Source organism: Pseudanabaena sp. SR411 (assembly GCF_002251945.1).
Taxonomy (GTDB): domain Bacteria; phylum Cyanobacteriota; class Cyanobacteriia; order Pseudanabaenales; family Pseudanabaenaceae; genus Pseudanabaena.
In genome coordinates this window covers 12,736-38,644 of sequence record NZ_NDHW01000020.1, presented here as the reverse complement: position 1 = coordinate 38,644, position 25,909 = coordinate 12,736, and the positions used below count along the sequence as shown (strand labels likewise).

Genomic DNA, 25,909 nt, shown 5'->3' with positions numbered 1-25,909 from the left:
TCATGAATTGCCTCTGCCTTTGGCAAAGGAAACAGTTTTTTGTGGTGTGATGATCGTAAATATTCCCTACAATCCATTACCGATCGCAAAAAATGCTGACCAGTAATTAGGATGATTGAAGTTAGATGATTTAATTAGCGATATTTGCGCTCGACGTAAAGCTTCCGCAACTGTGACATCACCTTTTTGTAACTCGCGATAAAATGCTACCATGAGAACCTGTGTGCCAGCATCATCGACTTTCCAGAGAGAAGCGATCGCTTGTTTTGCACCTGCTTTCTGGACTTGATAACCAAAGCCCAAAATCTCCACTCCATCCCCAAGCTTACCAACTCCTGTCTGACAGGCACTTAGGACAATTAAATCTACATTCGGGATTTGCCAATTGATGATTTCGTTAAGACGGATTTTGTCACCATTGCCAAAAATAATGAAGGAATTCTCTGGGACACCAATATTAAACTCAGCGTGGGTAGCAAGGTGGATAATATTGTGATTTTTGAATTTAGATTCGATCGCTTGGCGGCTAAAGTTTTCTTCAGTTAAAGTGACTGAGTTTTGGAACGAATTAGCGATCGCTTGGATTTCTCTAATCGTGGCAGGTAATGCGGTTTGTCCAAACTTTTGCTCACCTGCTTTACCACCAAAGGCTCCTGCGAGAATGCTAGGCTGTACTTTGGATTGCGGCATAAAATCAGAGAGAATATAGGCAATCAAATTACTAACTCGATATTTCTCAATTAGCCACTGTTTGCCATCGTATAGCGCAGCCAAAGGCACATATCGCAGTTGTCCATCAGTTGCGTAGAAAATTGTTTCCGCTTTGGCTTGTGAGAGTTCAGTTTCGATGGGTTTAATCAGCAAATTGTACAGTTCTGCGGCAGATTCTTTGACATCTTCAGAGCCAGCATCAAGGAGTCCACTTCTATAATCAACAATTAATTTCTCTAGCTTTTCTTGAGAGATTTTAACAGTACGGTTGACGGGAATGTTGTTGTTAGAGAAAAGAATTAATTCTAAGCGATCGCGTAAAATCAGAGGATAAAGTAAGACTGTACCTTGGGGGATTTGTTGAAGATAGTCGGGAACTCGATCAGTCTCGGATTTGGGTAGCTGTTGAATCTGACTGGTAAGTTGGCGATTGATTTCAGAGAGTCTTTCTTTGTCAATTCCTGATAGCTGAGTGCTAATAGTTTTTTCTGGCTCTAACATCCTAATCCCTTGAGCAGTTCGGTCATTGCCCTTAATATTTTTGAGATAGTCTTCGAGTTCTTGGACTTTGAGTAAATCTAGAACTTGGATGGCTTCAATAACCCGCCCCTGACTGAGCAAGAGATCCGCGAGATGGCGATAGCGATCAGCTACTGTTTGTAAATAGGATTGACGATCTTCTTTGCCTAGACTCCGAATATCTTTACGAATGGATTCTGTAATCCCAATGGAAGACTTATAGAAGACGATCGCTAAGCTAGTCTGATTAAGATTAACGAGGGTCGCCGCAATCTCCGCATTGGCACTTGCTTCACCTTTGCGTTCACCAATTTGGCGTGCAACTACAAGGTGCTGCTGATATAAATCTAGAGCCTTTACATATTGTTTGAGTGCATAGTAAGCATTTCCGAGATTCCCCAATGTTGCTCCTTCCGCTTGACGATCTTTGATGGTTTGGACAATCTCTAAGGTCTGCTGCAAATAATCAATCGCTTTTTGATGCTGCCCGATCGCATTAAATGCATTACCGAGATTTCCTAAAGTCGTTGCTTCACCATTGCGATCGCCGATTTGCTTATAGATGACTAGAGCCTGTTGATAAACCTCAATCGCTTGCTGGTATTTGCTTAAATAGACATAAGCGTTACCTAGATTTTCCAGAGCCTTACCTTCTCCACGGCGATCGCCGATCGCTCTGACCAGATTTAAACTCTGCTGGAGCCAGTCTACAGCTTTTTGATACTGACCTAAATAGGCGTAGGTATTACCAATATTGCCCATTGCATAGGCTTCTCCTTGGCGATCGCTGTTGTTTTTGGTTGCTGCTAGGTATTGTTGATAGAAGTCTAAAGCTTTTTGATATTGTCCCAAAGCCACGTAGTCATTGCCTAACAGACCAAGAATGAGACTTTCACCTTGGCGATCGGCTAGTTCGCGAGAGAGTGATAGTCCCCGTTGATGACTATCAATAGCCTTTTGATATTGTCCCAAAGCAAAATAAGCGGCTCCTAAATTGTTGAGTAGTTTAACTTCTAAATTAGGAATTCCTAATTGCTTGGCAATTTCCAGACTTTTGCTGAAAGTATCAATGGATTTATCATATTGACCAAAAATTAAGTAGACATTACCGATCAAAAGTTGAGTATTAGCTTGACTAGGATAATCCCCGATTTCTTGATAAATTTGTAATGCTTGTTCGGCGGATTGCAATGCTTCACGGAACTGACTCAATTGAGCCTGTTGCAGTCCTTGATTGAACAGGCGATCTGCTTCAAATTTGCGAGATTGAATAGGCTGGGCTTGGGTAAGTATAGGACTGAAAGTTAGATCAACAGCTAAGCCCACAAACCCAGTTAAAACAGAAAGTGCGATCGCGTATAACCGTGAAGCCATAACATCACCTTTGAAGTCACAAAGTAATTGTACATTTGCGAATCCCCTATCGCTTATAGTTACAGCGCTTTGTGCTGTAACTATAAGCGATATAGCTATAGCCAGCCAAGTCAGGACATAAAACCCAAAAGAGAGTTGCGGCGCTTCGCGCCGCAACTCTCTTTTGGGTTTTGGCTTTGTCTTAACATTGATGGCTATAGCTATAGCTTAGTGATGGGCTTATTTATGCCAATCTTGTTTTTCAGCTATCACTTTCCCTTATACATTTTTAAGCTTCTGAACTCTCTCCAAATCCCGTTTAACTTCAAAACTAAGCTCACGATTTTTCGGATCAGTATTTAGAGCCTTATTGAGATAGATTTCGGCTTCACGTAGCTTACCTGCCAAAATTAATTCGCTACTCCAACGATGATAAGTCACAGCCTTCCAATGGATCACCTCTGGTGAATTCGGAAATCTTTCGCTCATGCCCTCAACCACTGCGATCGCCACCACATATTTTTTCTGTTTCAATAAATCCTGCACGCGCCGCAACATATCCAATTTGAGTTTTAGCTCTGGATCGCTATTAATTGGATCGACTTGATTATTAACTTGTTTTACCTCAATCTTAATTTTGGGATGAGGCTGTGGTTTGCTAGGGACAGTTGCTTTGGGAGGAGGGGGTGGAGGTGTCGATGGCGATCGCGCCGCATTTGTAGCTGATTTTTTCGCAAATAAATCCTTGGTCAAGTCTTCTGTATCAGAATCTTTGAGCATTTTGTAAGCTTCCTGCACCAGACGAAACTTATCAGTTGCTGTTGGATCGTTCTGATTAACATCAGGGTGATACTTACGAGCAAGGCGACGATAGGCAACCTTAATATCATCCAAGGTCGCATTGCGGGGTACTCCCAAGAGTCGATAGCATTCGGATAAGTGCATGAAGTGAAATTTAATTATTTAAGAAGCCGACAACAGGACTGGTTAAAAATTTATGGCTATTCTGGCTTTTTGCGAATTGAATATTTCCCTTTGGTCGTAATTGGCGATCCCTTGTTTGCTTCTACCAGCTTGATGTACTTATCCAGAGCTTCCTCCTTAGTTGCATGTTCTGAAATAACATGCACTTTACGACTTCCAGATATTTCGAGGACAACTTGGTGCATAAGTAAATGGTTAGGGAATAGCCTTAAAACTTTAGAAGATAGTTTAGCAAATATAAACCTATAAAGTAAAAGGGGCGCAATGCGCCCCTTTTACTTTATGAAGATTCTTAGAGATTTAGCGCTTCGCAAATTTTTTGGTTAGCTTGCGTAAACGAATTGACTCAGGCGTAACCTCTAGGATTTCGTCAGGACCAATGTATTCCAAGGCGCGTTCGAGACTCATCTCGATCGGTGCTTGCAACTGCACGATGTCATCAGCACCAGCCGCACGCATGTTGGTGAGCTGTTTGCTCTTACAGACGTTTAGCTCCATATCTTGAGGACGATTATTTTCACCAATAATCATGCCCTTATAAACCTTAGTACCTGGTTTAATAAAGAACACACCACGATCTTCCGCATTCTTCAGGGAGAACTCGGTCGCTGTACCTTCTTCAAAGGAGATGAGTACACCATTACGACGGGCACTAATTTCACCAGCCGCAGGACGGTAATCGAGGAAACTATGGTTCATGATGCCAGCACCACGGGTTGCACGCATGAAGTCACCACGGAAGCCGATCAAGCCACGGGCTGGGACGACAAACTCTAACTGAGAGCGACCAGTGCCAGACATTTGCATATCGATCATTTCGGCACGACGTTGACCGAGACGTTCAATACAACCACCGACTGCATCTTCAGGAACGTCAAGGACTAGACATTCGTAAGGCTCACATTTTTGACCGTTGATTTCACGGTAAATAACTTGAGGTTGGGTAACTTGGAACTCATAACCTTCACGGCGCATGGTTTCAATCAAAATACCCAAGTGCAATTCACCACGTCCTGAGACTGCAAAGCGATCGGGAGATTCGGGATCTTCTTGCACACGCAGAGCCACGTTGGTTTCTAGTTCACGCAATAGGCGATCGCGTACTTGGCGAGTAGTTACCAACTTGCCTTCTTGACCGACAAAAGGCGAGTCATTAACACAGAAAGTCATCTGCAAAGTGGGTTCATCCACCTTGATCATTGGCAAAGCTTGAGGCTCGTTAGGACAGGTAATGGTTTCACCGATGTTGGCGGTCGCAAAACCTGAAACAGCAACAATATTACCTGCGGATGAGGTTTGCATCTCCACTCGTTTTAAACCATCAAACCCTAAGAGTTTGGTGATTTTACCTTTGACTATCGAGCCATCTTCAGAGATCAGAGCAGCTTGCTGTCCAGAAGTAATCGTACCGTTGTGGATTTTGCCGATCACAATTCGACCCAGATATTCAGAATAATCAAGGGTGGTAACCTGCAACTGCAAAGGCTTTTCAGGATCGCCAACAGGGGGAGATACGTGATGTAAGATCGCTTCAAACAAAGGCTTCATATCTATGCCTGCATCTTCTAGCTTCTCTTTGGCAAAGCCCCCCATGCCTGAAGCAAATAGATAGGGGAAATCGCACTGGTCATCATCTGCACCGAGTTCGAGGAAGAGGTCGAGGACTTTGCTAACGGCTACGTGAGGATCGGCAAATTCGCGATCGATTTTATTGATGACGACCATTGGTCGTAAGCCTTTTTCTAGCGCTTTTTTTAACACAAAGCGAGTTTGGGGCATGGGCCCTTCGTTGGCATCGACGATTAACAAACAACCTTCGACCATGCCAAGTACGCGCTCAACTTCGCCGCCAAAGTCAGCGTGTCCGGGGGTATCAACAATGTTAATCAGCGTATCTTTGTATTTAACGGCAGTATTTTTGGAAAGGATGGTAATACCGCGCTCACGCTCTAAGTCGTTGGAGTCCATCACGCATTCGACAAGGGCTTCGCCTTCGCGAAAAGCGCCTGACTGTCTGAGGAGTGCGTCAACTAAAGTGGTTTTGCCGTGATCGACGTGGGCGATGATGGCGACATTACGAATAGGGAGAGACATGGGTGATGTATCGAGTTGATCGAAAAACTTATTATTTCTTTATCTATTATGCGTGAATTTGTCAAAAAACTTTGTATTTATGACCACTTGTAGTAATCACCAATACAAAAAGCAAGGCAGCACTTAGTAATATTGCGATCGCCAGCCAAAATCAAAACCCAAAAGAGAGTGGCGGCGCGGAGCGCCGCCACTCTCTTTTGGGTTTTATGACCTGATACACTTGGCGATCACTACACCTTTCTTTTTATGGGTAAGCAAAGCTTTGGCTACAGAGGACTTAACCCACTTTGTTGCAGTAAGTTAAATGAGTCTTTAAAGATCATCACTACACCTAAACCGAGCAAGATTACTAAACCTCCTTGCATGACATTATTTTGTAATTCTTCAGGCAAAGGCTTGCCACCACGCAAAGCCTCAATTAGCAAAAATACTAATTGACCACCATCGAGAGCAGGCAAGGGCAAAATATTGATAATCGCGAGATTAATACTGATAATTGCTGTGAAATCAAATAATGCCGCCGCATCGGACTTAACGAGTTCTGAACCCATCGCCACGATCGCTACGGGGCCAGATAGCTGAGAAGCAGTATTCTGAAAATTCGTAGCCAGTTGTTTTAAACCTTGAACAGTCATCACCACTAAGCGCTCAAAACTCTGGGTAGCGTTATCGAAAGCTTCACCAATACTATGTACAGAACGGCGATGGGGCTTGCCAGTGAAGTCTAGTCTCACGCCGATGCGACCTTTACCTGATTCGCCATCGGGCAAGATTGGTACTTGTAATAACTTGTCATCACGCATTACTTGTAAATCAACACTTTGATTAGCATTTTTAGAAATCAATGATTGAAAGCGATCAAGAGTAGTTAGGCTAGTGTCAAATTTTGTGCCATTTGCTGAGAGGACGATATCGCCAGCTTGCAAACCTGAAACGGCGGCAGGTGCATTTGGATCAATGATTTTTGTAATTCTTACCCCTGGTTGATCGACTGTGCCGATACCAACACTCAAAGTCATTACTAATAAGACTAAGTAGGCAAAGACAAAATTGGCAATCACGCCTGCACTGATCACGATCGCTCGATCTATAATCGGGCGATTTTTCATCAAGTTGGGATCATCCGCAGGAATGTCGCTCTCTTCATCATCATCGGGAAAGCCGACATAGCCACCAAGGGGAATTGCCCGCAGTGCATACTCTGTTTGTTTGCCTTGATATTTCCACAACACGGGACCAAACCCAATCGAAAATCGATTGACATGAATGCCCTGTATACGAGCAGCCATAAAGTGACCGAGTTCATGAACCAAAATCAGAATCGCAAGAACGGCAATGGCGGGCAATGCGGACATAATCTTCGCTCTAATAGTTGAGAATTTCTTAGGATTTTAATGTTGTATGCAATACATAAAGATTGCTTAGTTTGCGATCGTAGCACAACGAAAATGTCAAATGCTTGACAAAGATTTTTTTGTAACAGCTAAACCCAAAACGGCAAAATCCTATATCTGCTAATGCTTTTTAAGTTTTGCAGCGCTTGCCCTATAGAGAGTTATGTTAAGATTAATGTATATAAGTTATAAGTTATTGCAATATCTTAAGTTTTATTAACTAAGTCATCCTCACTGCGCTGAAATGAACAATACAACTCGCATCACCGCCTCAATTGTGCGCCTCGTCCTCGGTTCCGACTCTGCTCCAGTCTCCTTAACTCAAGCATCTCTCCTTTTGCTTAGAGTGATTCTGGGGACAATGATGATCCATAACGGTTTTGATAAACTGGCTGATATTTCTGGTTTTGCCGAAGCCTATGTCGAAGCGATTGGGTTGCCTTTTCCTCTGTTTTTTGCTTACTGCGCGGCAATCACTGAAGTAGTAGCATCGCCTTTGCTAATTCTTGGCTTTTTAACGAGACCAGCGGCATTAGGTTTATTTGTCACTATGCTCGTAGCCAACTATCATCACATCTTGATTGGTGGTTTCTCAATCCCATCGATTGAGTTGTCATCAATTTATGCTGTGAGCTTTGCCTTTTTTGCAGTCTATGGCGCTGGTAACTATGCGATCGATACGCTGATTGCTAAAGCCTTAGATAGATTTTTGTCAGTCCCTACTGATGTTGATGCGATCGCTCAATCCGTAAAAGTGACTATTAATAAGTAGATTCTTAACTAAACAAGAAAAAGGGGCGCTTTGCACCCCTTTTTCTTGTTTAATGATCTCCATAAAACAGAAAATAAGTGATGGAAAATACTTAGTTAATTATTTATTCTCTATTGATTGCTGCCGATTATTTAGAGGTTTTATTTTTACAAAAGCGATCGCTAATCAAAGTTTTGGTGATTAGTACAATTTATAGAAAATGGTATCTTACAATACGATTTTCTATAGGAAAATTCATCGGAAATATATCAAATAGATACCTTAAAACCTCTAAAGTTGGCAAAGCATAGGTATTACTTCTCATCTCAGATTTTTAATTTGCTGAGCTAGCGTAAATATTTTCCAGATCAGCGACTAATTGAAGATGACTACGCTAGAATATGTGCGGATGAGTATTTCTAGATCGCATGTTTGTTTTCAGTATTGACAGTCGTCTTCTGTTTCATCGTGTCAGCTTTCTTTCCGAAATCTCTATCTCTACACATATCTGATTGTTGAAGCAAGTATTATGTCTATTTATGTTGGTAATCTCTCTTACGAGGTTACAGAAGATGATTTGAAAGCCGTATTTGCAGAATATGGCAAAATCACCCGCGTTCATCTACCGATTGATCGTGAGTCTGGTCGTCCACGCGGTTTTGCTTTTGTGGAAATGACCGATGAAAAGGAAGAAGATGCTGCGATCGAAGCACTAGACGAAGCCGAATGGATGGGTCGTGCGCTTAAGGTTAATAAGGCTAAGCCTCGCGAAAGCTCTGATTCCTTTGGTGGCGGTAGAGGCGGCTTTAAGGGCGGCGGTGGTCGTCCTTCTGGCGGTGGCGGCGGTCGTCGTTACTAAATAAAAAAGAAGCGGTGCATTGCACCGCTTCTTTTTTAGCTAAAAGGGGACGCAAAGCGTCCCCTTTTAGGTTTGTGAATTGATGGCACGGCGCAAAGCTGCACCATCACCAATAATTCCTAAATTTTGAATAATTTGATGCTTTCTAGCTTCTTCAAGTTTATTGAGGTCGTTGTAATTAACCCAAGCGATGCAGTCAACTGGGCAAGTATCGATCGCCTCTTGTACTAAGTCTTCTTCATCACCATCTTGGGCTATTACTCTAGCGCGTCCATAGTCTTCTTCTAAAAAGAAAGTGCTACTAGCGGTATGGGCGCAATGACCACAACCGATACAGACGGTTTCATCAACGAATACAGCATTTTGTCGCAATTCGCCACCAAGTTCAGGTTCAAAGCCAGAGCGATCGCTTATCTCTGACTCTGAACTAGTTTTTATCGCTGTTTCTACAGACGAATTATCCATTCCAACGTTGGAGTACGAGACGTACTGAGCCATCTTCGCGGACTTGCTGCTCGGATAAACTAAAGCCCTGTTGAGTTGATTCACCCATGACTGTGGCGATCGCATAGCCTTGAGTTACCTTTCTCAAAAAGCTCTCGACAGTCCAAGGCTGTTGCCAAAACTGCATATCAGCAACTAGGGCATACTCGGAGCCATTCCACTGAAAGCCTACATCGTAACCATTGGCTTGCTCAATTACCACTTCTGCCGATGTGGTCGTGCCTTCATGTCCGCGCATGGGTGAAGCCCCAGATTTCCAGTTGACTCCTAAATCAGTGAGAGCTTTTTGCAAAGGCTCAAGACTGCGGATTTGGGTTTTTACTTGGCTAAAATGTGACATAGGGGTTATCCTGACTACGACTAAATGGCTAATGGACGAAAATTTTTATTTTATAAAGTGAAACATTGGATTTTCTGTGTTTTATTGCCATTGGCTAAAGCTAGAAGCGTCCATATCTGACACGCGATCGAATTGCGTAGTGGACTGAGATGTGAATTGCTGTTGAGCAAAGTTTTCGGATGTTAACTCTCGATGAGCCACGATACCGAGCTTTGCTTCGATCGCTGCCGTCACCTCAGCACAACTAGAACCGACAATGCCTGTGACACGCTCTTCGACTCGTCCATCTGGGTAAATAATGAATTCCAGAGTTTCCATGCTGGCTCTAGCTATTGAATTACTAGACAGTTTGACGCAAAGTTCCTATAAACGTCAAGAAGTTAGATGGCAAAATCAAAATGCTTTTCTGATGCTTGTGATAGAGCGATCGCAATGATTCGTAAGGATTTTCAGCTTTTTACAAACTAATTAAATTTATTTTAAGTTTCTTAATCAGATCTAAATGTTATCAAGACATATCTTAAGGAATAGTCGTTTCAAAGGGAAATTGCAGATCGAGGACTTGGGCGATCGCATAGGTGCATTCTGAAGGCAAGCCATTACTAATCAGCTACCTTTACTACTTTGCCATACCTCATATCTATAGAGACAGCAACTTTGGATTTGTCGCGGCTTGCCTCAATCGGAAAAGTTGCCATATCACCTCGGAGAATTGGCTTCTCAAAAAAGCAAGGACAAGAGAGTAAGGTCGTCGTAATTGGCAAAATCCATACCCTACGGCGGATCTCAGTGGAGTAATAATCACATTCAGTCCGACTATCAGGGGGGAAACAGGTATTTTCGTAAATGTACAGAGTTGTGGGTAAGTCTTGAAATTGATACGTTGCGACGGGATGGTAATCCAGATAGGCGATCGCCAAATTGACTAACAAAAAAAATGTTACTGCTAGAGTGAAAATCGCTAAAAAAGAAAAAAAGATAAATGGGCGAAATAAGATAACTCTCTGGTTACGAGCAGTCTGCGATCGCCACCTGAAGGCAAACACTATAACCATAATTAAAAATATCAATACAGCGATCGGCTTGACTATTTCCCAAGTAGGGATCATCTGTACAAAGCTCATACCAACAAGTGCAGGTAGGCTAGATACAATAATTAACTGCTTTAGATATTGAGAATTTGTAAATGCTTGTTTAATTAATTCGATGAAGAAAAGTCTCATACGTTTGTGGAGCCAAGCTCGCACTCAAATTCTAGTTTGGTATATCGTTTTAATGTCGGGTTCTACAGTAGTTGCTATTGGGGCTATTCGTCATACTTTATTTGTAGAGTTAGATGCACGAGTTAAAAACTCTATGTATCAAGAACTAGAAGAGTTTAAACGCCTTCATTTAGAGCATCGCCTGATAGAAGGGGATACTTTAGCTGAAAATGCTGCCACATTATTCGATGTATTCCTATCGCGCAACGTGCCAGAGGATGACGAGTTCTATATTACGATTCTGGATGGACGCTTCTATGATGCTAGTTCTAGAGCTTTGCCTAAATTATTGCAACCTGATGGACAGTTAGTTAAACAATTAGAAAAAATCACGCTCCAAGAGTTTAGGCAAAATGCAACTTCAGAAGGAGAAATTGTGTACTTAACTTATCCAATTTATGTTGGAGAGAGATTTAAGGGCGTATTTGTAGTTGTGCATATTACTACGGGGGAGCGAGAGGAAGTCCAAGACATGCTGGTTGCGATCACGAATATTATGCTGTGGGTTCTGGTGATTGCATCTGTGATTGCTTGGCTAACAGCAGGACGTATTTTAAAGCCATTACAGTCGCTGACCAAAGCTGCACGTAGTATTAGTGAGTCTGACTTAACCCAACGTATTGTCATTAAAGGGAATGGGGAAGTTATGGAGTTAGCCAATACTTTTAACGACATGATGGAGAGGCTTGAGCAAGCATTTACGAACCAGCGTCAATTTACCAATGATATCGGACATGAACTCCGCACTCCCATCACCATCATTCGTGGTCACCTTGAACTGATGGGGGATGATCCTCAAGAACAGCGTGAGGCGATCGCATTGGTTATAGATGAATTAGATCGCATGGCTAGTTTGGTTAACGACTTGATCTTACTCGCCAAATCTGAACAGCCTGCTTTTTTGCGATTAGAGTTGATCGCTCTCGAGCTTTTGATGGCTGAACTCTATGCTAAAGCTCAAGCGATCGCGCCGCGACAATGGAAACTAGAGGGGCAAGATGCAATCGCAGATGTTCAAATTTATGGCGATCGCTATCGCCTCACCCAAGCTGTGATGAATTTAGTTCTCAATGCCACACAACATACTAATCCCATCGATCTCATTAGCTTGGGGGCTAACATCACTAATACAGAGGTGCAAATCTGGGTTGAAGATACAGGAGAAGGTATTGCCCCAGAAGATCAGCCACATATTTTTAAGCGCTTTAGTCGGGGAAACCACCACCAAATTCGAGGGATCGAAGGCTCTGGTTTAGGGCTAGCGATCGTCCAATCGATTATTCATGCCCACGGTGGCACAATCAGACTTCAGAGCAATTTGGGAACTGGATCGACCTTCACTATCGTCTTACCCAACAATCGCTAGTTGAAGTTATGCTATGACTCATATATTAATTGCTGAAGATGAAACAAGGATTTCTACTTTTATTGAAAAAGGACTGCGATCGCATGGCTTTACTACCAGTGTCGCCAAAAATGCTAATGCTGCACTTCAGCTAACTCAATATGGTGAATGCGATCTGTTGTTACTAGATCTAGGACTACCTGGTAAAGATGGGCTTGATGTTTTAGAAGAATTACGTGGTCAGGGAGTAAATTTACCAATTATTATTCTGACGGCAAGAAACGATATTGAAGACAAAGTTGCAGGGTTAGAGAGTGGAGCTGATGACTACATGACCAAACCTTTCCAGTTTGCCGAATTATTAGCCCGTGTGCGGTTGCGTCTTAAGAAAAAAAACAACCATCACAATAATGAAACGACGCAACTCGTAGCTGGTCATATCACTTTAGATTTACGGACTCGTAGGGCTTGCATCGGCTCACAGGAAATCGATCTGCCTGGACGAGAATTTAACTTAGCCGAAACTTTCTTTCAGCACCAAGGTCAAGTGCTGAGCCGCGCTCAATTATTAGATCGGGTCTGGGGCTACGACTATGACCCTAGCTCCAATGTTGTTGATGTATATGTGGGCTATCTCCGCAAAAAGCTTGGTAATGATGTAATCGAGACAATTAGAGGAATAGGCTATCGCTTGCAACTTTCCTAAGAAATCTCTCATTCAATTCTTAAATAACCTTCATGCACAAAACCTATTGTACAAATTGTTGAAGTTGAGAACTTCACCTGTAGCAATTAGCTATACCAATCAGCAATTTTATTCAATCAGGATAGTTCGACACATGAAAAAAGTACATTTTGCCGCGATTGCCTTGTTAACCTTTACTGGGCTGAATCTTCCCGTATCGCCTAGCATGGCTGAAGAAATTTCTTGCCAAGGAACTTTGGGAGCAATCACTGTTGATAATGTTAAAGTTCCTTCTGGTAAAACTTGCAACCTCAACGGTACTCGTGTGAAAGGAACCGTTAAGGTTGAATCGAATGCCACATTGAATGCGAAAGGTGTGCGTATCGTTGGTAATGTTCAAGGCGAAAATGCTGCTGCTGTCAACGTTTTGAATAACTCAACGGTGGGTGGTAGTGTGCAGGTCAAGCAAGGGCTTGCTGCTAACGTTTCTGCCTCAGCTATTAATGGCGATGTTCAATTTGACTCCAATCGTGGAGCATTAGTTGCAAACAACAATCGCATTGGCGGAAGTTTGCAAGCTTTTCAGAATACTGGTGGTCTTCGCATTAACACCAATCGTATTAATGGAAACTTGCAATGCAAAGAGAACCGTCCTTTCCCTCTAGGTGGTGGCAATATCGTCCAAGGTAGCAAAGAAGATCAGTGTTCTGCGCTATAACCAAAAAAAAATGAAGGCGGTGCAAAGCGCCGCCTTCATTTTTTGCATCGCTTTGCGATGACATAAGAAAGGCACTTTCTTATTAGGTTGGCTCAATAGGTGTTTCGGGGAGGTCACACATAATAAATGGCTCAATGCTTTTAATGATGGGTATTTCAGACATCAAATACCTCCGAGGCTAAAACTACTGCACATCAAGCATTTCAGTCATTTAAGCTAAAGCACCTCCTCGAAACATATTGAGCCAAAACAAATAAAAAGCGGTGCTATGCACCGTTTTTTATTTGTTTTCAGCCAAACCTGTAGAACTAAGTTGATTAGTTTTCTTTTGGATATCCAACACGCGATAAATTCCTGTTTCTTGGGTTTTCCCTTTGAGTGCAAATTTACCCACAAACTCAGTCTGGAAATTATTATCTAAGCGCCGATGCGTCTCTTCACTAATCAAAATGTGATGGGGCCCGCCATCAACCTCCTTATTAAAGCTTTCTAGGCGTGAAGCAACGTTAACCGCATCTCCTAGTACAGAATATTCAAGTCGCTCCGAACTCCCTAAACTTCCTGCAATCACCAGCCCAGAGTTTATGCCAATTCCTGTGGAGACTGGAGGTAATCCTTGGGCTACCCAGACCTCATTCATTTCTGCTAATTTACGGGCGATCGCTAAAGACGCAGCAACAGCAGATTGAGCATCACGGGTACGCTCCACTTCATTGCTATGGGGAATCGGTACACCAAATACTGCCATCACCGCATCACCAATATACTTATCGACCATACCGCCATAGGCTAAAACTTCGTTAGCGATCGTTCCCAAATAATTATTGAGCCAATTTAGTGTCTCGCCTGGGGCTTGGGCTTCTGCCGCTGTACTAAAGTTTCGCATATCTGTAAACAAGACCGTAACATATACCTCCTGTCCAGTGATCCGCCCCTCTTGCAGAAATTTTTCACGATTTGACCAAATAATATTGGCTAATTCCTTGGAGACATGTCGCGAAAACAATCCCATCAGCACTTTGCGTTCTGATTGCTGAATCGCCAGTTGGTAAGCCATAACAAGTACATTTGCCGAAATCAGACCCAATAAAGCAGGAAATAAGGGTATCCATAGAGATTGACCAAAAGCGAAATAACTAACCCAAACTAAGCCCCCAGCAAAGATACTTAAAAGTCCAATATTTTTGCCCGCATGGGCAATAAATGCAGCCATCGCACCACCAGCGATCGCCCAACCTAAAATCCAGATATTTTCGAGTTCATTTGACCATACCTGAATAAAACGGCGATCGTCTAAAGTACTACTAATCAACTGGCTGACAATATTTGCATGGATTTCGACTCCATACATCACCTCTTCATCAACGCTGACAGGTGTGGGAAAGCTATCTTTAAGGCTTTCGGCGGTTACGCCTATTAGGACGACACGATCGCGTAGTTTTTCAGGAGCAACACGCCCCTCAAGTACCTCAGTGGCACGAATATGCTCGAAAGATCTTGCCTTTCCCCGATAGCGAATCATCATTTGATATCCACTATCATCCTCTTTGCGATATGCCCCGTAATTTGTCGTTAATCTGGGAATAATTCGTTTTCCAGCCGTAAACTGAATTGCTTCGGGATTAAATTCAATGCTTTTGTTGTGTAACTTTTGTAAATATAAATTGGCGATCTCAAAGGCAAAAGACCCTGAATCCCCAACTATTGAAGCCCGCCGCACCAGCGCCCCTTTGTCCGTAGGTAAGTTGACATATCCATAGGCACTAATTTGTTCTAGATCTTTTGCAGGATCGACACCGCTTCTACCTGCTACCGTGGCAATAAATTTAGCATTGACCACATTTCCTGCCTTCTTAATCGCGGCAACTAACTCATTCCGTCCTTCTAATACAGGTAAATCTAGATACTTATCAATGCCGATCGCGGCGGGTTTGGCTACAGCAATTTGATTAATCAGTTTGGCAAATAGGCGATCTGAAATTGGCCATCGCTCACCATATAGTTTAGAAAAGTCTTGAATATCCGCTTCTGAAATTTCGACAATGACCACACGGCGATCTTGAGGTTCATGGAGTTGCGATCGCATCAAACTGTCATAGACCCAAAGCTCAACTTCCTTAAAAGCTCCATTTTCCCTTAATCCCAAAACCCCTAAGGAAAATGAAAACGTAATCAATCCAGCGACTAATTGCTGATGATTGCGTTTACAGAACGCTCCGAAATTAACCAAAGCAGAAGGTAGTTTCATTGCGATTGTCGAATAGAAAAGAGTGCTTTGTTATTTTAAAACCCTTACTGGGTTAGTTTTTTAATTGACAAAAGTATGCAGACACTTTTGTCAATTAATATTAATCAGTCTAACGGCATTGCTCTATATCCATGCATCAGCGAAATTGCGTGAACAAAAAAAAAGAGGCGGTGCTTTGCACCACCTCTTTTTTTGAAAAGACTATTTCCAGTTCTTAGCTACAACTTCAGCCAAGTCAACAACACGTTGGCTATAGCCCCATTCGTTGTCGTACCAAGCTACAACTTTCACCATGTTGCCGCCCATGACCATAGTCAGAGATGAGTCAACAATCGAAGATGCATCAGTACCGCGATAATCAATGGATACTAGAGGCAATTCGTTGTATTCCAAAATGCCTTTCATTGAGCCTTCAGCAGCAACGCGGAATGCTTCGTTCACTTCTTGAGCGATCGTGTGCTTTTCAACTTCTACAACGAAGTCTACAACCGAGACGTTAGGAGTTGGTACGCGCAAAGCAATCCCATTCAATTTGCCAGCTAGTTGAGGTAGTACGAGTGCAACCGCCTTAGCCGCACCAGTTGAAGTTGGCACAATGCTCAAAGCAGCAGCTCTCGCACGACGCAAATCACGGTGGCTAGCATCGAGCAATCGTTGGTCACCAGTGTAGCTGTGAGTAGTGGTCATTACACCTTTAACAATGCCAAAGTTTTCGAGAATGACTTTAGCTACAGGTGCTAAGCAGTTGGTGGTACAGCTAGCATTACTGATGATGTGGTGAACATCATGGTTGTAATCTTTTTCGTTAACACCGACTACAAACGTACCGTCTTCGTTTTTACCAGGGGCAGTGATTAAAACTTTCTTAGCACCTGCACCGATATGTCTACCAGCACCAACTTTGTCGATGAATACACCAGTAGATTCGATAACTAGATCGATACCCCAATCTTTCCAAGGTAGGTTGTCAGGATTGCGATCAGACACTGTTTTAATGGTTTTGCCATTGACAGTAATTGTGGTGTCATCGGCACTAACTTCGCCCGCAAATTTGCCGAGCATGGAGTCGTACTTGAGCAAGTGAGCGTTGGTACGGGGATCGGATGTATCGTTAAGTCCAACTAGTTCTATGTTTGTCTCAGAGCGACCAGCCCAGCATCTGAGAAAGTTACGTCCGATGCGCCCAAATCCATTAATCGCTACCCTGATAGTCACTTCTTATCGCCCTTTATATAAATTTAACTTTTTACTTTAATCTGATGCTTATGATACCGAAAAACCGTCACCAATTTATTCTCTCTTCAAGCAAAATTTTTTGCAATTTTTTATGGCGATCGCCAATAAAAAAAGAGAGGACGCAAAGCGTCCTCTCTTTTTTAGATTAAAAATTAAACCGTAGTTGGGATTTTCGATTTAACTGATGCAAAGCTAGGCACAACGATCGATTTGTCCTGCTTGGTGAGGCGATCGTATAGCTCTTTGGTGTTGGGGTAGTTAGCCGCAGGGAAGGTCTCAAAGCGGTTGTAAGGTACAACATCTTCACCAAAGGCATCCAAGAATTCACGGCTGTTGACCATTTCCGTGACCATGGCTCTAATACCACTGGTTGCCAAAATCAAGTTATATTTACGGATTTCAGCTTGATCGAGAGGCGCACGTCCTAAGAAATGCTTGGTGCCTAATTCGATCACCTTGGTGTTGGGGAATGGTGCGTAGAATTCCTTGATGTAAAGGTCGGATGTACCGATCGCCAAGATGAATTCCTTGACCGTGGTTTCTTTGTTGAGCAACTTGGAAGTAAATTGGCTGAACTGTGAGTCAGCAACATAGGCATCCATGTCACGCTCGAACACTTGACGGTAAGCAGCCCGCACCAATGCGCCTGTTTCCACAGGATCGGTGGTGGTGAGCTTGAAGATCTTGCGTTGATCACGTTTCTTGTCAACACCTTGATTGATGCGATCGTTAATCGATACTGATGAACGCTCTTCGGTGACTTGACCAAGTTCGACAAACTTAGGTGTTGGTTCAACCACAACTTTACTGCCTTTGGCTTCGCCCAAGGTGCTGTTGCGGTTGTTGCGGAGTGATACACCTGCGGGGGTCAGATAGCGCTCGTAAGGAACCGTATCTTCACCAAAGGCTTGCTCGTATTCCTTGGTATCAAGGATTGCATCGACGACAGCGTAGAAACCTTTCTTTGAGGCAAGGTCAAAGTAAGCATTCATTTCTGCGCGACCGTAGGTAGGACGACCCAAGAGGCGGCGATGGGTAAATTCGATCGCCTTACAGACATAAAGCTTAGTCCAGTAGCGATCGCGGAAGGTGGGTGACTTCGCCAAGATGCGGACAAACTCACGCACGGAGATATCGCCGTTTTCTAGCTTGATTTCGGCGACGGTTTGACGCTGACCAGAATAAGGAATAAAGCCAATGATTTGTAGATAAATAGCACGAATCACGGCTTGGGTAGAGGTTTCCGAATTGGTGATGCTCAAGCCCTTAATCGAAGATTTTCTCGCACCTTTACCGATCTTGACGTTATCGCGCAGGGTTTGATCGAGCTTGAATACCTTGGGACTCATCGGATCGATTGAGCCAGTCGCCGCAGGGTTACCAAGTTGGTTCGTAATACCCGCACCATTGCGGATCAAGATGCGACGGGTATCTTTGCCGAAAGGAGCAGGTGATGCGCTGGGGTTGCGGGTTTCTTTAGGGAAAATCGCGCCAAAGGTAATTTCTAGAGGATCGTGACCAGAGCCGTAAACGTGCTGATCGGGCAATGGATGCTGATAAGCGGCAAACAAGGTAATGAATTGAGGAACCTTGCGGAAAGGTGCAGAGTAGTTGAATAGGTCAAACTGTGCGCCCCAGTTACGGGCAGTTTGAGCTTCTTGTCCGTATCCACGTTGGTAAGGTACGGTTTCTTCGCCAAAGTAGTCGCTGTACTCTCTGGAGTTGACTAGCGCATTGACTAGGGCAGATAGACCACCTTTGGAGACGATCGCAAAATAAGCAGCAACTTCTTCACGGCTTTCAGGAGAGCGTCCAAGGAAATGCTTGAATGCTAGCTCAACAGCACGGGAGTTGATAAAAGGTAGGAAAAATTGATCGCGGTACAGAGGCGACAAGCCTAGGCGACGCACAAATTCACGTACCGAAATTTCACCATTCTTTACCTTAGAGTCTAGGTCAGAAACACCTTGGCTATAAGCACGGGCGATGTCACGCTCGAAAACTTGACGGTAAGCAGCCTTGACTACTTCATTTTTCTCAGCACCAGTCATCGCTGCCTTCATCACAAACTTCTGACGACGCTCTGCGGTGTTGAAGTAAATTTGAGGTAGAGCCAGACCTTGCAAGTCAGGAGAGTTCCGCTGACGAACTTTAGGTGATGGGGTTGCTGCTTTGAATTCAGCGATCGCCACATCCATATATTCTTTGACAATTGCGATCGCCGCAGGGTCATTCAGAAAATAACTTGCTGCTGCTTGCTTCATAGTTTGTAAAGCAACGATCGTGGCATCGGTTGAGCAAGCTGCCTCGATGATTTCACGCAAGCCGCGCACATTCTGAGCCAGAATATTAGGATCGCCTGCCACAATTGCATAGGTGGCATAACGCAAGAACCATGACAAGTCACGTAGGGACTTCTTCATGCGGTCTGCGCCATAACGAGAAATGTTAATCGGACGGAAATTGGCTGGAGGGGTATCTACGACACCAACAAGCCCTGTATTACTGAAGAAATTCTTGATGGTTCCTAAAAAGCCACCTTCGCTTGCTTCGGTATAAGTGGTTGTCCCAAGTTCCATGCCGACCTTGACATCAACCACGCGACCTGCGCGATCGACTTCAAGAGCTTCTGAATCTTTGGGCTTTTCCAAAAATGCCATGGCTGATCCACCCGTAAAAATACGGCTAGCTGCCTTGGATACGATGTTGTCTGAGTTTTTGGTCAAAATCGCAGCAATTTCGATGCGTTTTAGTCCAGATTGAAAGTATGTGGACAGATCATCTAGTTCGCTACGAGTCGCAAAGCGATCTTGTTGCTCTATCTGGGAAATTGTGGAAGTTATAGCGGTCTGATATAGACGAGGGCGGGCATTTACTGCACCACTTGACGCTGTTACGCTCATGTGTCTGCCTTGTGATCTTTAAAGGGTATGTAAAAAGTCGAAATAATAACTACCCAGTATAGGGTTTTCCAACTAAATATCTAACTCTATCTCATCAGAAAATGCTGCATTTACAGGTATTTCAAGCAAAAACTAACGATAAGTTTTGTAAAGCAAGTAGGTTGGTGAGTCTATGTATTCATATATGGCTGTATGTAGGACATAAGCGCGATCGCCCTAATCGCCATATTTTAGATTTTGTTAAGCTGGATCTAAATTTTAGTCTCCAAATTAGTTGTCAGGTAACCAACTCAACAAGACAGGTAAATTTGACCATAAATTTAACACCCCCGAAATCTTATGATTGCCACACCTTATAAACCCAACGAAATTTCAACTATTGCATCATCGATTGAACAAGCCAGACCAATATCTGAAAATCGGGTCTTGCTATATGGGGTTAGCTGGGAAACTTTTGAGCGTTTACTAGCAGATGTTGGCGATCGCCGTTCAACTCTATTTCATTACATTAACGGTACTTTAGAGATTATGTCTCCTCTTTCACTGCATGAAGGTAGCAATCGATTTATTGAAGCTTTACTCGGTGTATTTGTTGATGAGTTAGAGATAGATATGAGACGGTTGGGATCTTTATTGATGAAGATACCAGAGTTAAAGGTTGGGGGAGAACCTGACTCTTGCTATTACATCAAAAATGAGGTGGTGATCCGAGAGAAAGAAAATGTCATTGTCGGACAAGATCCACCTCCTGATTTGGTTTTAGAAGTGGATATCACTAGTCCTAGCGATCGCCGTTTACCAATTTATGCGCTTCTCGGTGTGCCTGAAGTCTGGCGTTATGATGGATATAGTTTGGAGTTTTTAGGTTTAGAGAATGGTGAATACGTTCCCATTGAAAATAGTTTGTCTTTTCCGACGTTACCCGCAGCAATTATTGTGGAATATGTGCAGAAGCGATCGCTCTTAGGGGAAAGTAAAACTTTAAAAGAGTTTCGTGCATGGGTGAGAGCAAATTATTCACAGCAAGGGGAAATTTGAATAAGCGCAATTGCATACAAGAACGAATTTATAACTGTTATGTTAGAGTGATTACTGCAAGCCAAGAACAACAAAATTGATAGAAAATTAGAGTTAGACATAAATGAAGTTTTTTATACCTGCATCAAAATCTCCAGAGCAAGAGAAGAAAGTTTATGAAGAGATAAAAACCTTTCTTCATCAAGAACTTGATGCAAAATTTTCGGAACGTAGAGTGCGTATTCTTCAGTGGAAGCATGATGGAAATCAATATGAAGCCGAGGTTGGTAAGACAACATCTTTCAATGGAGAGATAGTAATTGCTATTCTTTACGAAAATGGGCGAGATCTATACCATGTATGTACACCAAACCGTGGAGTATTAAGAGGTGGTTCAATTCTTGCAGGTGGTCAGTCAGTGTTTGGAAATATCGACTTCGATTCTGATTAAATTCAATTAAGTTTAAATCAGTTTATGCTACTCAAAAATTTAGAAGCAAAAAATGTCAATTATTTCTTTGACTGAAGATCAAGTTAAACTTCAAGATCTGATCAATGAAGTTTCACAATCTCATGAGCCTATCCTAATTTCAGGAACTACCTCTAATGCCTTCCTAGTTTCTGAAGAGGATTGGGAAGGAGTTCAAGAAACAATCTATTTACTCTCAATTCCAGAAGTAGGAGCATCAATTGTGGAAGGTTTAGCAACTCCTATTAGTGAATGTAGCGAGACTCTAGAATGGTGAATTGGAAATTGGTATACACCAAGCAAGCTCAAAAGGCACTGGTTCCGCACTATGGAAAAAAGGTCTGAAATCTTTTTTTGTCTCTGGATTTCGATGATTTGACCTTACAATGGCTAAAACCATTGTCAAGCAATGGTTTTAGCCAAATAATCCTGTCAGGCTGAACTAGTGCCAATGCTTAACGAAAGAGACGTTTATAGTGAGAGCTATATAACTGTGATCGCTCTTTTGTATTACTTTTTAACTTATTTAAAGCAGGGCTAATTACAAATAGCGTAGTTCTGGTTAAGTTCTCTTGGATTGTGGTAGATGCCATTTCTGCGAGAGGAACTATGAGGATTTTTTCATCTTCCCATCCTAAACGATAACAAATTGCTACCGTTGTATTAGATGGATAATGTTCCATTAATTTAGCCTGAGCATTCTTTATATGATGGGCGCTGAGATAGAGACATAATGATGCTTGGTGTGATGCAAGACTTGATAATTCTTCGCGTTCAGGAACTTGAGTGCGTCCACTAATGCGCGTGAGAATAATCGTCTGAACTAGTTCAGGAACAGTTAACTCGACTTGTAAGCGGGCAGCAGCTAATTGGAATGCACTCACCCCCGGAATTATCTCAAAGGGAATTTCTGCTTCACTTAGAGCAACCATTTGTTCTTGAATAGCGCCATATAGACTAGGATCGCCATCATGTAAACGGACTACTAATTTTTGCGATCGCTCTCTATCAATCATAATTTCCAGAATCTCTTCTAGAGATTTGCTCGCGGTAGGAATAATCTCGGCATCGGCGCGACAAAATTGCAGCATCGAGTCAGGGATGAGGGAATTAGCATAAACGACCACATCGGCTTTGGTAAGCAGGTTTCGTCCTTTGACTGTGATTAGATCAGGGTCACCAGGTCCCGCACCGACGATATAAACTGGTTGCATTAAAAAACTCTAAGATTAAAAACAGCACAAGACAATTTCTTTATCTTAGACAACTAACTGCCCTAAGCGATCGCACAAAATTGTTTTAATCTCAATCTGGCGATCCGTATATTTCTGGATATAGGCTGTGGCGCGTTGCGTAATTTGATTGGTGAGATATTGGAAAATCTGGCGATCGCAGTTATGCTGCACTAATAATTTATGGACAGCTTCGGCAGTGGGTAGACTTTCTATTTCTTGAATTAGTATAAATGGTAATTTCTCATGCACTGCGGCTCTAACTAAAATATCAATTCTGGCATCGGCTAAGTGACTGGAAGTATTAAAAATTCCACCTGCTAGTTTCAACAGTTTGCCATGATAGCCAACGAGAGTGATCGAAGTTACGCCTAAGAGAGCTGCTTCTACTAACATTGCACCTACCCAATTAGCTGTCTGCACCAATTGCGAAGATTGAAATCCTAAATTTTGAGCAACTTGATGACCATTTGCACCAATATAAAATACTATTTCATGGGAATTTGCAGCTTTGCTACGTAAATCTAAGCGAAACTCCTCTAATTTATCTTCCACAGAAAGTGGTTTTGATATTGCGGAAGTACCTAGTAATGATAGACCTTCTAAAATACCGAAAGCAGCATTAGAAGTGCGTTTAGCCAACGCTCTACCTTCAGGCAAAATAAATCTAATTCTCGCCGTTATATTTTTTGGCAGTAATGGAATGAGATTCACCTCTGCCAAATCTCGCGCTAATTGATAGATCGCTGGCTCTCCACTAGCATTTCTTCCTAAGCCTTCCCCTGCTTCTAAAATTATGCGTTCACTACCCGTTGAAGATTCTAATTTTACCCATGCCCAGATGGGCGTTCCTGCGGTCAGGTCAAGATTATCACCTGGGTCACTAATGGCGATCGCCAGACCAGTATTCTCATCAATAATTGCACTTTGGGCGATCTCTACTTCACCAGAACCAGATTCCAATAGATCGAGTTTTACTGAAGTTGAGCTATTTTTTTGGATGGCAAAAATTGCGGCTTTGGCAGCAGCGATCGCAAATACAGGTAGTGTGTAACCAGATTTCATATATGTAATTATAGCGCTCATAAAAAGAGAGACAGTACAATGTGCTGTCTCTCTTTTGGCTGGTTAGTACTTGTGCAAAATAATTACCCAAATCCTTAAAGTGCGCCCCTACGGTACGCAACTTTACGGGTAAAATTATGACTTAATCTTATCCTTGTGTTGAGGGCAAGAGATAACGACACTAGCGCCAACGACAAAACCTGTATACTCTTTCAACTTTGTGAGTTTATCTGCGGGCATGGAACTTCCCTGCTTGTCAAATTCCTTCTCGAGAGCGTCAATCAGAGTTGGGAAAGGAACACCTTGATCCAAAGCCTTGCAGGTTTCTGTTTCGACTAACCCGATATACTGGATACCATTAGTTGCATCATACATTTCCTTGTACTCAGCATTTTCTTTGATCAAGGCATCAATATCTTTGGTTTTACCAGAGGAAGGTGCATCTGCTTTAGGTGATGCATCTGCTTTGGGTGATGCGTCTGCTTTGGGTGATTCAGATGCGGTAGGAGAAGCTGTAGCTTTAGGAGATTCGGAAGGACTGGCTGTAGGAGAGGCTGAAGCTGCTACTGACGGCGAAGGAGATGTTGTTGTAGCACTAGGCTGCTGACATGAAGCTACTGCCAATGCAATGGATACAGGCAATAACAAACGACCAGCAAAGTGTTTAAGCATATTTGATATTTTGGGAGTTAAGATTCATCAACCCAATAATACTACCTTAACCATATTGCACATATAGTACTTTTTGCTTCAACTTAATAAATCAGCAATTCTCATTATAAAGATCGTTTTTTGAAAGCCTGTCGTAGGAATGCTTTCAAAAAACGATCTTGGTATTTCTAGCGCCTTCGGTGCTGGAAATACAGCAATTCTCATTATGAATTTTGATTTGCCTAAGCAGTCAAATTTTGAACAAAAGCATGGGTTTTTTAAGGATAACTATTATCAATAAAGGTCGTTAGATCAAGCTGAAATTTTCATCATGAGAATTGCTGATGGCAATGCCAAAATCGGTTTCATCATGAGAATTGTTTTAAAATCATTAAATTCAAAGAAGTAAGATGACAGAGCCAATCACCGTCATCGCATTTTTGAGTTTTGCTTGGGCTTAATGCAAAAAGCTAGCTGTACTTTCTAAGAATTTTATTGATGATCGCACCAAAAATAAGAGTTGGGCTTATTATTTAGAGTAGATTTTGGCTTTACATAGGTACATGAAGATTTATGTTTAATGCAACTGAACTCCTAATAGGTAACTTTGTTGAACAACTAAAGCTAGGATATCGCCGTACCTATGGTGGCTATCTACATGATTATGAAGATATCATTGGCTGGGCTGGCAACATGGCTCTGGAAAATATAGCCAATAGTGATGCGCTCTACCATAATGTCGAACATACGATCTTAGTAACGTTAGTTGGGCAAGAAATTTTACGTGGTAAGCATATTCGCGAAGGTCGAGTCTCGCCTGAAGATTGGTTGCATTACATTATTTCTCTTGTCTGTCATGATATTGGCTATGTCAAAGGTGTTTGCCTTCAGGATGGCAACGGCAAGTTTGCCACGGGAATTGGTGATGCGATGGTGGAGTTACCCGCAGGAGCTTCCGACGCAGGGCTAACGCCATATCATGTCGATCGCGCCAAACTATTTGTAAATCAACGCTTTGCTAATCACTCTTTAATTAAGGCTGAGAAAATTTGCCGCAATATTGAACTAACGCGATTTCCTGTACCTAAAACTGGTGACCATCAAGATACAACACATTTTGCAGGACTAGTGCGATCGGCAGATTTGATCGGACAACTTAGTGATCCGCGTTATCTGAAGAAAATAGGTGCTTTATTCTATGAATTTGAAGAAACTGGTGTAAATGCAGCTCTCGGATATGCACACCCAGGGGATTTACGGCGAAACTATCCTAAGTTCTATTGGACAAATGTATATCCATTTGTCAAGGATGCTCTTTACTATTTGTCACTAACACAGCAAGGTCAAGAGATTGTGGCTCATCTCTATTCCAATGTGTTTGTAGTTGAACATGAAAAGCCAGAATATCAACCATAAACAAAGAGAGGACATTTCGTGTCCTCTCTTTGTTTCAAGCACTATGCGCTTTCTTAAACCCCAGAGAAATTTCCCAAAAATTTCTCTGTACCATAGCAACGCAAGAGATAGCTAGAACAAATCAAAACCCAAAAGATGAGTGGCGGCGCGAAG

Annotated in this window: 24 protein-coding genes; 9 read left to right on the top strand and 15 right to left on the bottom strand. The window is 42.5% G+C overall.

Translation table 11 applies throughout. The features are described from left to right. Nucleotides 1-66 precede the first annotated feature (66 nt). The 5 genes from B9G53_RS00455 to rseP form a co-directional block, all read right to left on the bottom strand. Nucleotides 67-2,604 (bottom strand): CHAT domain-containing protein, encoded by a 2,538-nt coding sequence (locus B9G53_RS00455; protein ID WP_094528360.1) that lies wholly within the window; start codon nt 2,602-2,604, stop codon nt 67-69. A gap of 258 nt (nt 2,605-2,862) precedes the next feature. Next, complete coding sequence (locus tag B9G53_RS00445; RefSeq protein ID WP_094528358.1) at nt 2,863-3,528, bottom strand: J domain-containing protein; 666 nt, start codon at nt 3,526-3,528, stop codon at nt 2,863-2,865. Nucleotides 3,529-3,584: 56 nt separating this feature from the next. Next, complete coding sequence (locus tag B9G53_RS27045; RefSeq protein WP_176453035.1) at nt 3,585-3,752, bottom strand: hypothetical protein; 168 nt, start codon at nt 3,750-3,752, stop codon at nt 3,585-3,587. A 115-nt stretch (nt 3,753-3,867) separates the two neighbouring features. Then, nucleotides 3,868-5,661, bottom strand: a complete 1,794-nt coding sequence (typA, locus tag B9G53_RS00440) for a translational GTPase TypA (protein ID WP_094528357.1) — start codon at nt 5,659-5,661, stop codon at nt 3,868-3,870. 266 nt (nt 5,662-5,927) lie between these two features. Next, complete coding sequence (gene rseP / locus B9G53_RS00435; RefSeq protein ID WP_094528356.1) at nt 5,928-7,016, bottom strand: RIP metalloprotease RseP; 1,089 nt, start codon at nt 7,014-7,016, stop codon at nt 5,928-5,930. Nucleotides 7,017-7,299: 283 nt separating this feature from the next. Here rseP and B9G53_RS00430 point away from each other — a divergent pair, with 283 nt between their 5' ends. After that, nucleotides 7,300-7,827, top strand: coding sequence for a DoxX family protein (locus tag B9G53_RS00430; protein WP_094528355.1), 528 nt, complete (start codon nt 7,300-7,302; stop codon nt 7,825-7,827). A gap of 508 nt (nt 7,828-8,335) precedes the next feature. Beyond that, complete coding sequence (locus B9G53_RS00425; RefSeq protein ID WP_094528354.1) at nt 8,336-8,665, top strand: RNA-binding protein; 330 nt, start codon at nt 8,336-8,338, stop codon at nt 8,663-8,665. Between the two features lie 66 nt (nt 8,666-8,731). Here the strand turns inward: B9G53_RS00425 and B9G53_RS00420 are convergent, their stop codons facing one another. From B9G53_RS00420 to B9G53_RS00405, 4 genes are all read right to left on the bottom strand, one after another. Further along, complete coding sequence (locus B9G53_RS00420) at nt 8,732-9,130, bottom strand: ferredoxin (RefSeq protein WP_094528353.1); 399 nt, start codon at nt 9,128-9,130, stop codon at nt 8,732-8,734. After that, entirely contained in the window at nt 9,123-9,509 is a 387-nt protein-coding gene (locus tag B9G53_RS00415; protein ID WP_094528352.1) for a DUF1257 domain-containing protein, read from the bottom strand. The genes B9G53_RS00420 and B9G53_RS00415 overlap by 8 nt, the downstream gene beginning before the upstream one ends. 81 nt (nt 9,510-9,590) lie before the next feature. Continuing rightward, nucleotides 9,591-9,827: a DUF2997 domain-containing protein gene (locus B9G53_RS00410; protein WP_094528351.1), complete on the bottom strand. Its 237-nt coding sequence runs from the start codon at nt 9,825-9,827 to the stop codon at nt 9,591-9,593. A 284-nt stretch (nt 9,828-10,111) separates the two neighbouring features. Next, a complete protein-coding gene (locus tag B9G53_RS00405; protein WP_094528350.1) occupies nt 10,112-10,732 on the bottom strand; it encodes a hypothetical protein in 621 nt (206 codons plus the stop codon). Here B9G53_RS00405 and B9G53_RS00400 point away from each other — a divergent pair. From B9G53_RS00400 to B9G53_RS00390, 3 genes are all read left to right on the top strand, one after another. Then, nucleotides 10,716-12,137 (top strand): cell wall metabolism sensor histidine kinase WalK, encoded by a 1,422-nt coding sequence (locus tag B9G53_RS00400; RefSeq protein ID WP_094528349.1) that lies wholly within the window; start codon nt 10,716-10,718, stop codon nt 12,135-12,137. The genes B9G53_RS00405 and B9G53_RS00400 overlap by 17 nt on opposite strands. A 13-nt stretch (nt 12,138-12,150) precedes the next feature. Continuing rightward, complete coding sequence (locus B9G53_RS00395; RefSeq protein ID WP_094528348.1) at nt 12,151-12,822, top strand: response regulator transcription factor; 672 nt, start codon at nt 12,151-12,153, stop codon at nt 12,820-12,822. A gap of 133 nt (nt 12,823-12,955) precedes the next feature. Then, nucleotides 12,956-13,519 carry a hypothetical protein gene (locus B9G53_RS00390; RefSeq protein ID WP_094528347.1) on the top strand — a complete coding sequence of 188 codons (564 nt, stop codon included), beginning with the start codon at nt 12,956-12,958 and terminating at the stop codon, nt 13,517-13,519. A gap of 280 nt (nt 13,520-13,799) precedes the next feature. Here B9G53_RS00390 and B9G53_RS00385 read toward each other — a convergent pair whose 3' ends face one another. From B9G53_RS00385 to B9G53_RS00375, 3 genes are all read right to left on the bottom strand, one after another. Beyond that, the gene (locus B9G53_RS00385; protein ID WP_094528346.1) at nt 13,800-15,767 is read right to left on the bottom strand and encodes a CHASE2 domain-containing protein; all 1,968 of its coding nucleotides are present in this window, start codon (nt 15,765-15,767) and stop codon (nt 13,800-13,802) included. 201 nt (nt 15,768-15,968) lie between these two features. Next, nucleotides 15,969-16,982 carry a type I glyceraldehyde-3-phosphate dehydrogenase gene (locus B9G53_RS00380; protein WP_094528345.1) on the bottom strand — a complete coding sequence of 338 codons (1,014 nt, stop codon included), beginning with the start codon at nt 16,980-16,982 and terminating at the stop codon, nt 15,969-15,971. 173 nt (nt 16,983-17,155) lie between these two features. Beyond that, on the bottom strand, nt 17,156-19,906 hold the full coding sequence (locus B9G53_RS00375) for a phycobilisome rod-core linker polypeptide (RefSeq protein ID WP_094528344.1): 2,751 nt from the start codon (nt 19,904-19,906) through the stop codon (nt 17,156-17,158). Between the two features lie 339 nt (nt 19,907-20,245). On the opposite strand from B9G53_RS00375, the gene B9G53_RS00370 reads away from it, so the two are divergent. The 3 genes from B9G53_RS00370 to B9G53_RS00360 all read left to right on the top strand — a co-directional run bounded on the left by B9G53_RS00370 (nt 20,246) and on the right by B9G53_RS00360 (nt 21,669). Continuing rightward, nucleotides 20,246-20,944, top strand: coding sequence for a Uma2 family endonuclease (locus tag B9G53_RS00370; protein ID WP_094528343.1), 699 nt, complete (start codon nt 20,246-20,248; stop codon nt 20,942-20,944). Between the two features lie 103 nt (nt 20,945-21,047). Beyond that, a complete protein-coding gene (locus B9G53_RS00365; protein ID WP_094528342.1) occupies nt 21,048-21,374 on the top strand; it encodes a hypothetical protein in 327 nt (108 codons plus the stop codon). A gap of 52 nt (nt 21,375-21,426) precedes the next feature. Continuing rightward, entirely contained in the window at nt 21,427-21,669 is a 243-nt protein-coding gene (locus tag B9G53_RS00360; RefSeq protein WP_176453034.1) for a type II toxin-antitoxin system Phd/YefM family antitoxin, read from the top strand. Between the two features lie 178 nt (nt 21,670-21,847). Here the strand turns inward: B9G53_RS00360 and cobM are convergent, their stop codons facing one another. From cobM to B9G53_RS00345, 3 genes are all read right to left on the bottom strand, one after another. Then, nucleotides 21,848-22,606 carry a precorrin-4 C(11)-methyltransferase gene (gene cobM, locus B9G53_RS00355; protein WP_094528341.1) on the bottom strand — a complete coding sequence of 253 codons (759 nt, stop codon included), beginning with the start codon at nt 22,604-22,606 and terminating at the stop codon, nt 21,848-21,850. Nucleotides 22,607-22,651: 45 nt separating this feature from the next. After that, nucleotides 22,652-23,689: a cobalt-precorrin-5B (C(1))-methyltransferase CbiD gene (cbiD, locus tag B9G53_RS00350; protein WP_094528340.1), complete on the bottom strand. Its 1,038-nt coding sequence runs from the start codon at nt 23,687-23,689 to the stop codon at nt 22,652-22,654. Between the two features lie 135 nt (nt 23,690-23,824). After that, nucleotides 23,825-24,361: a hypothetical protein gene (locus B9G53_RS00345; protein WP_094528339.1), complete on the bottom strand. Its 537-nt coding sequence runs from the start codon at nt 24,359-24,361 to the stop codon at nt 23,825-23,827. Between the two features lie 552 nt (nt 24,362-24,913). Here B9G53_RS00345 and B9G53_RS00340 point away from each other — a divergent pair. Beyond that, nucleotides 24,914-25,756 (top strand): Npun_R2479 family HD domain-containing metalloprotein, encoded by an 843-nt coding sequence (locus tag B9G53_RS00340; RefSeq protein WP_094528338.1) that lies wholly within the window; start codon nt 24,914-24,916, stop codon nt 25,754-25,756. Nucleotides 25,757-25,909: the final 153 nt, after the last annotated feature.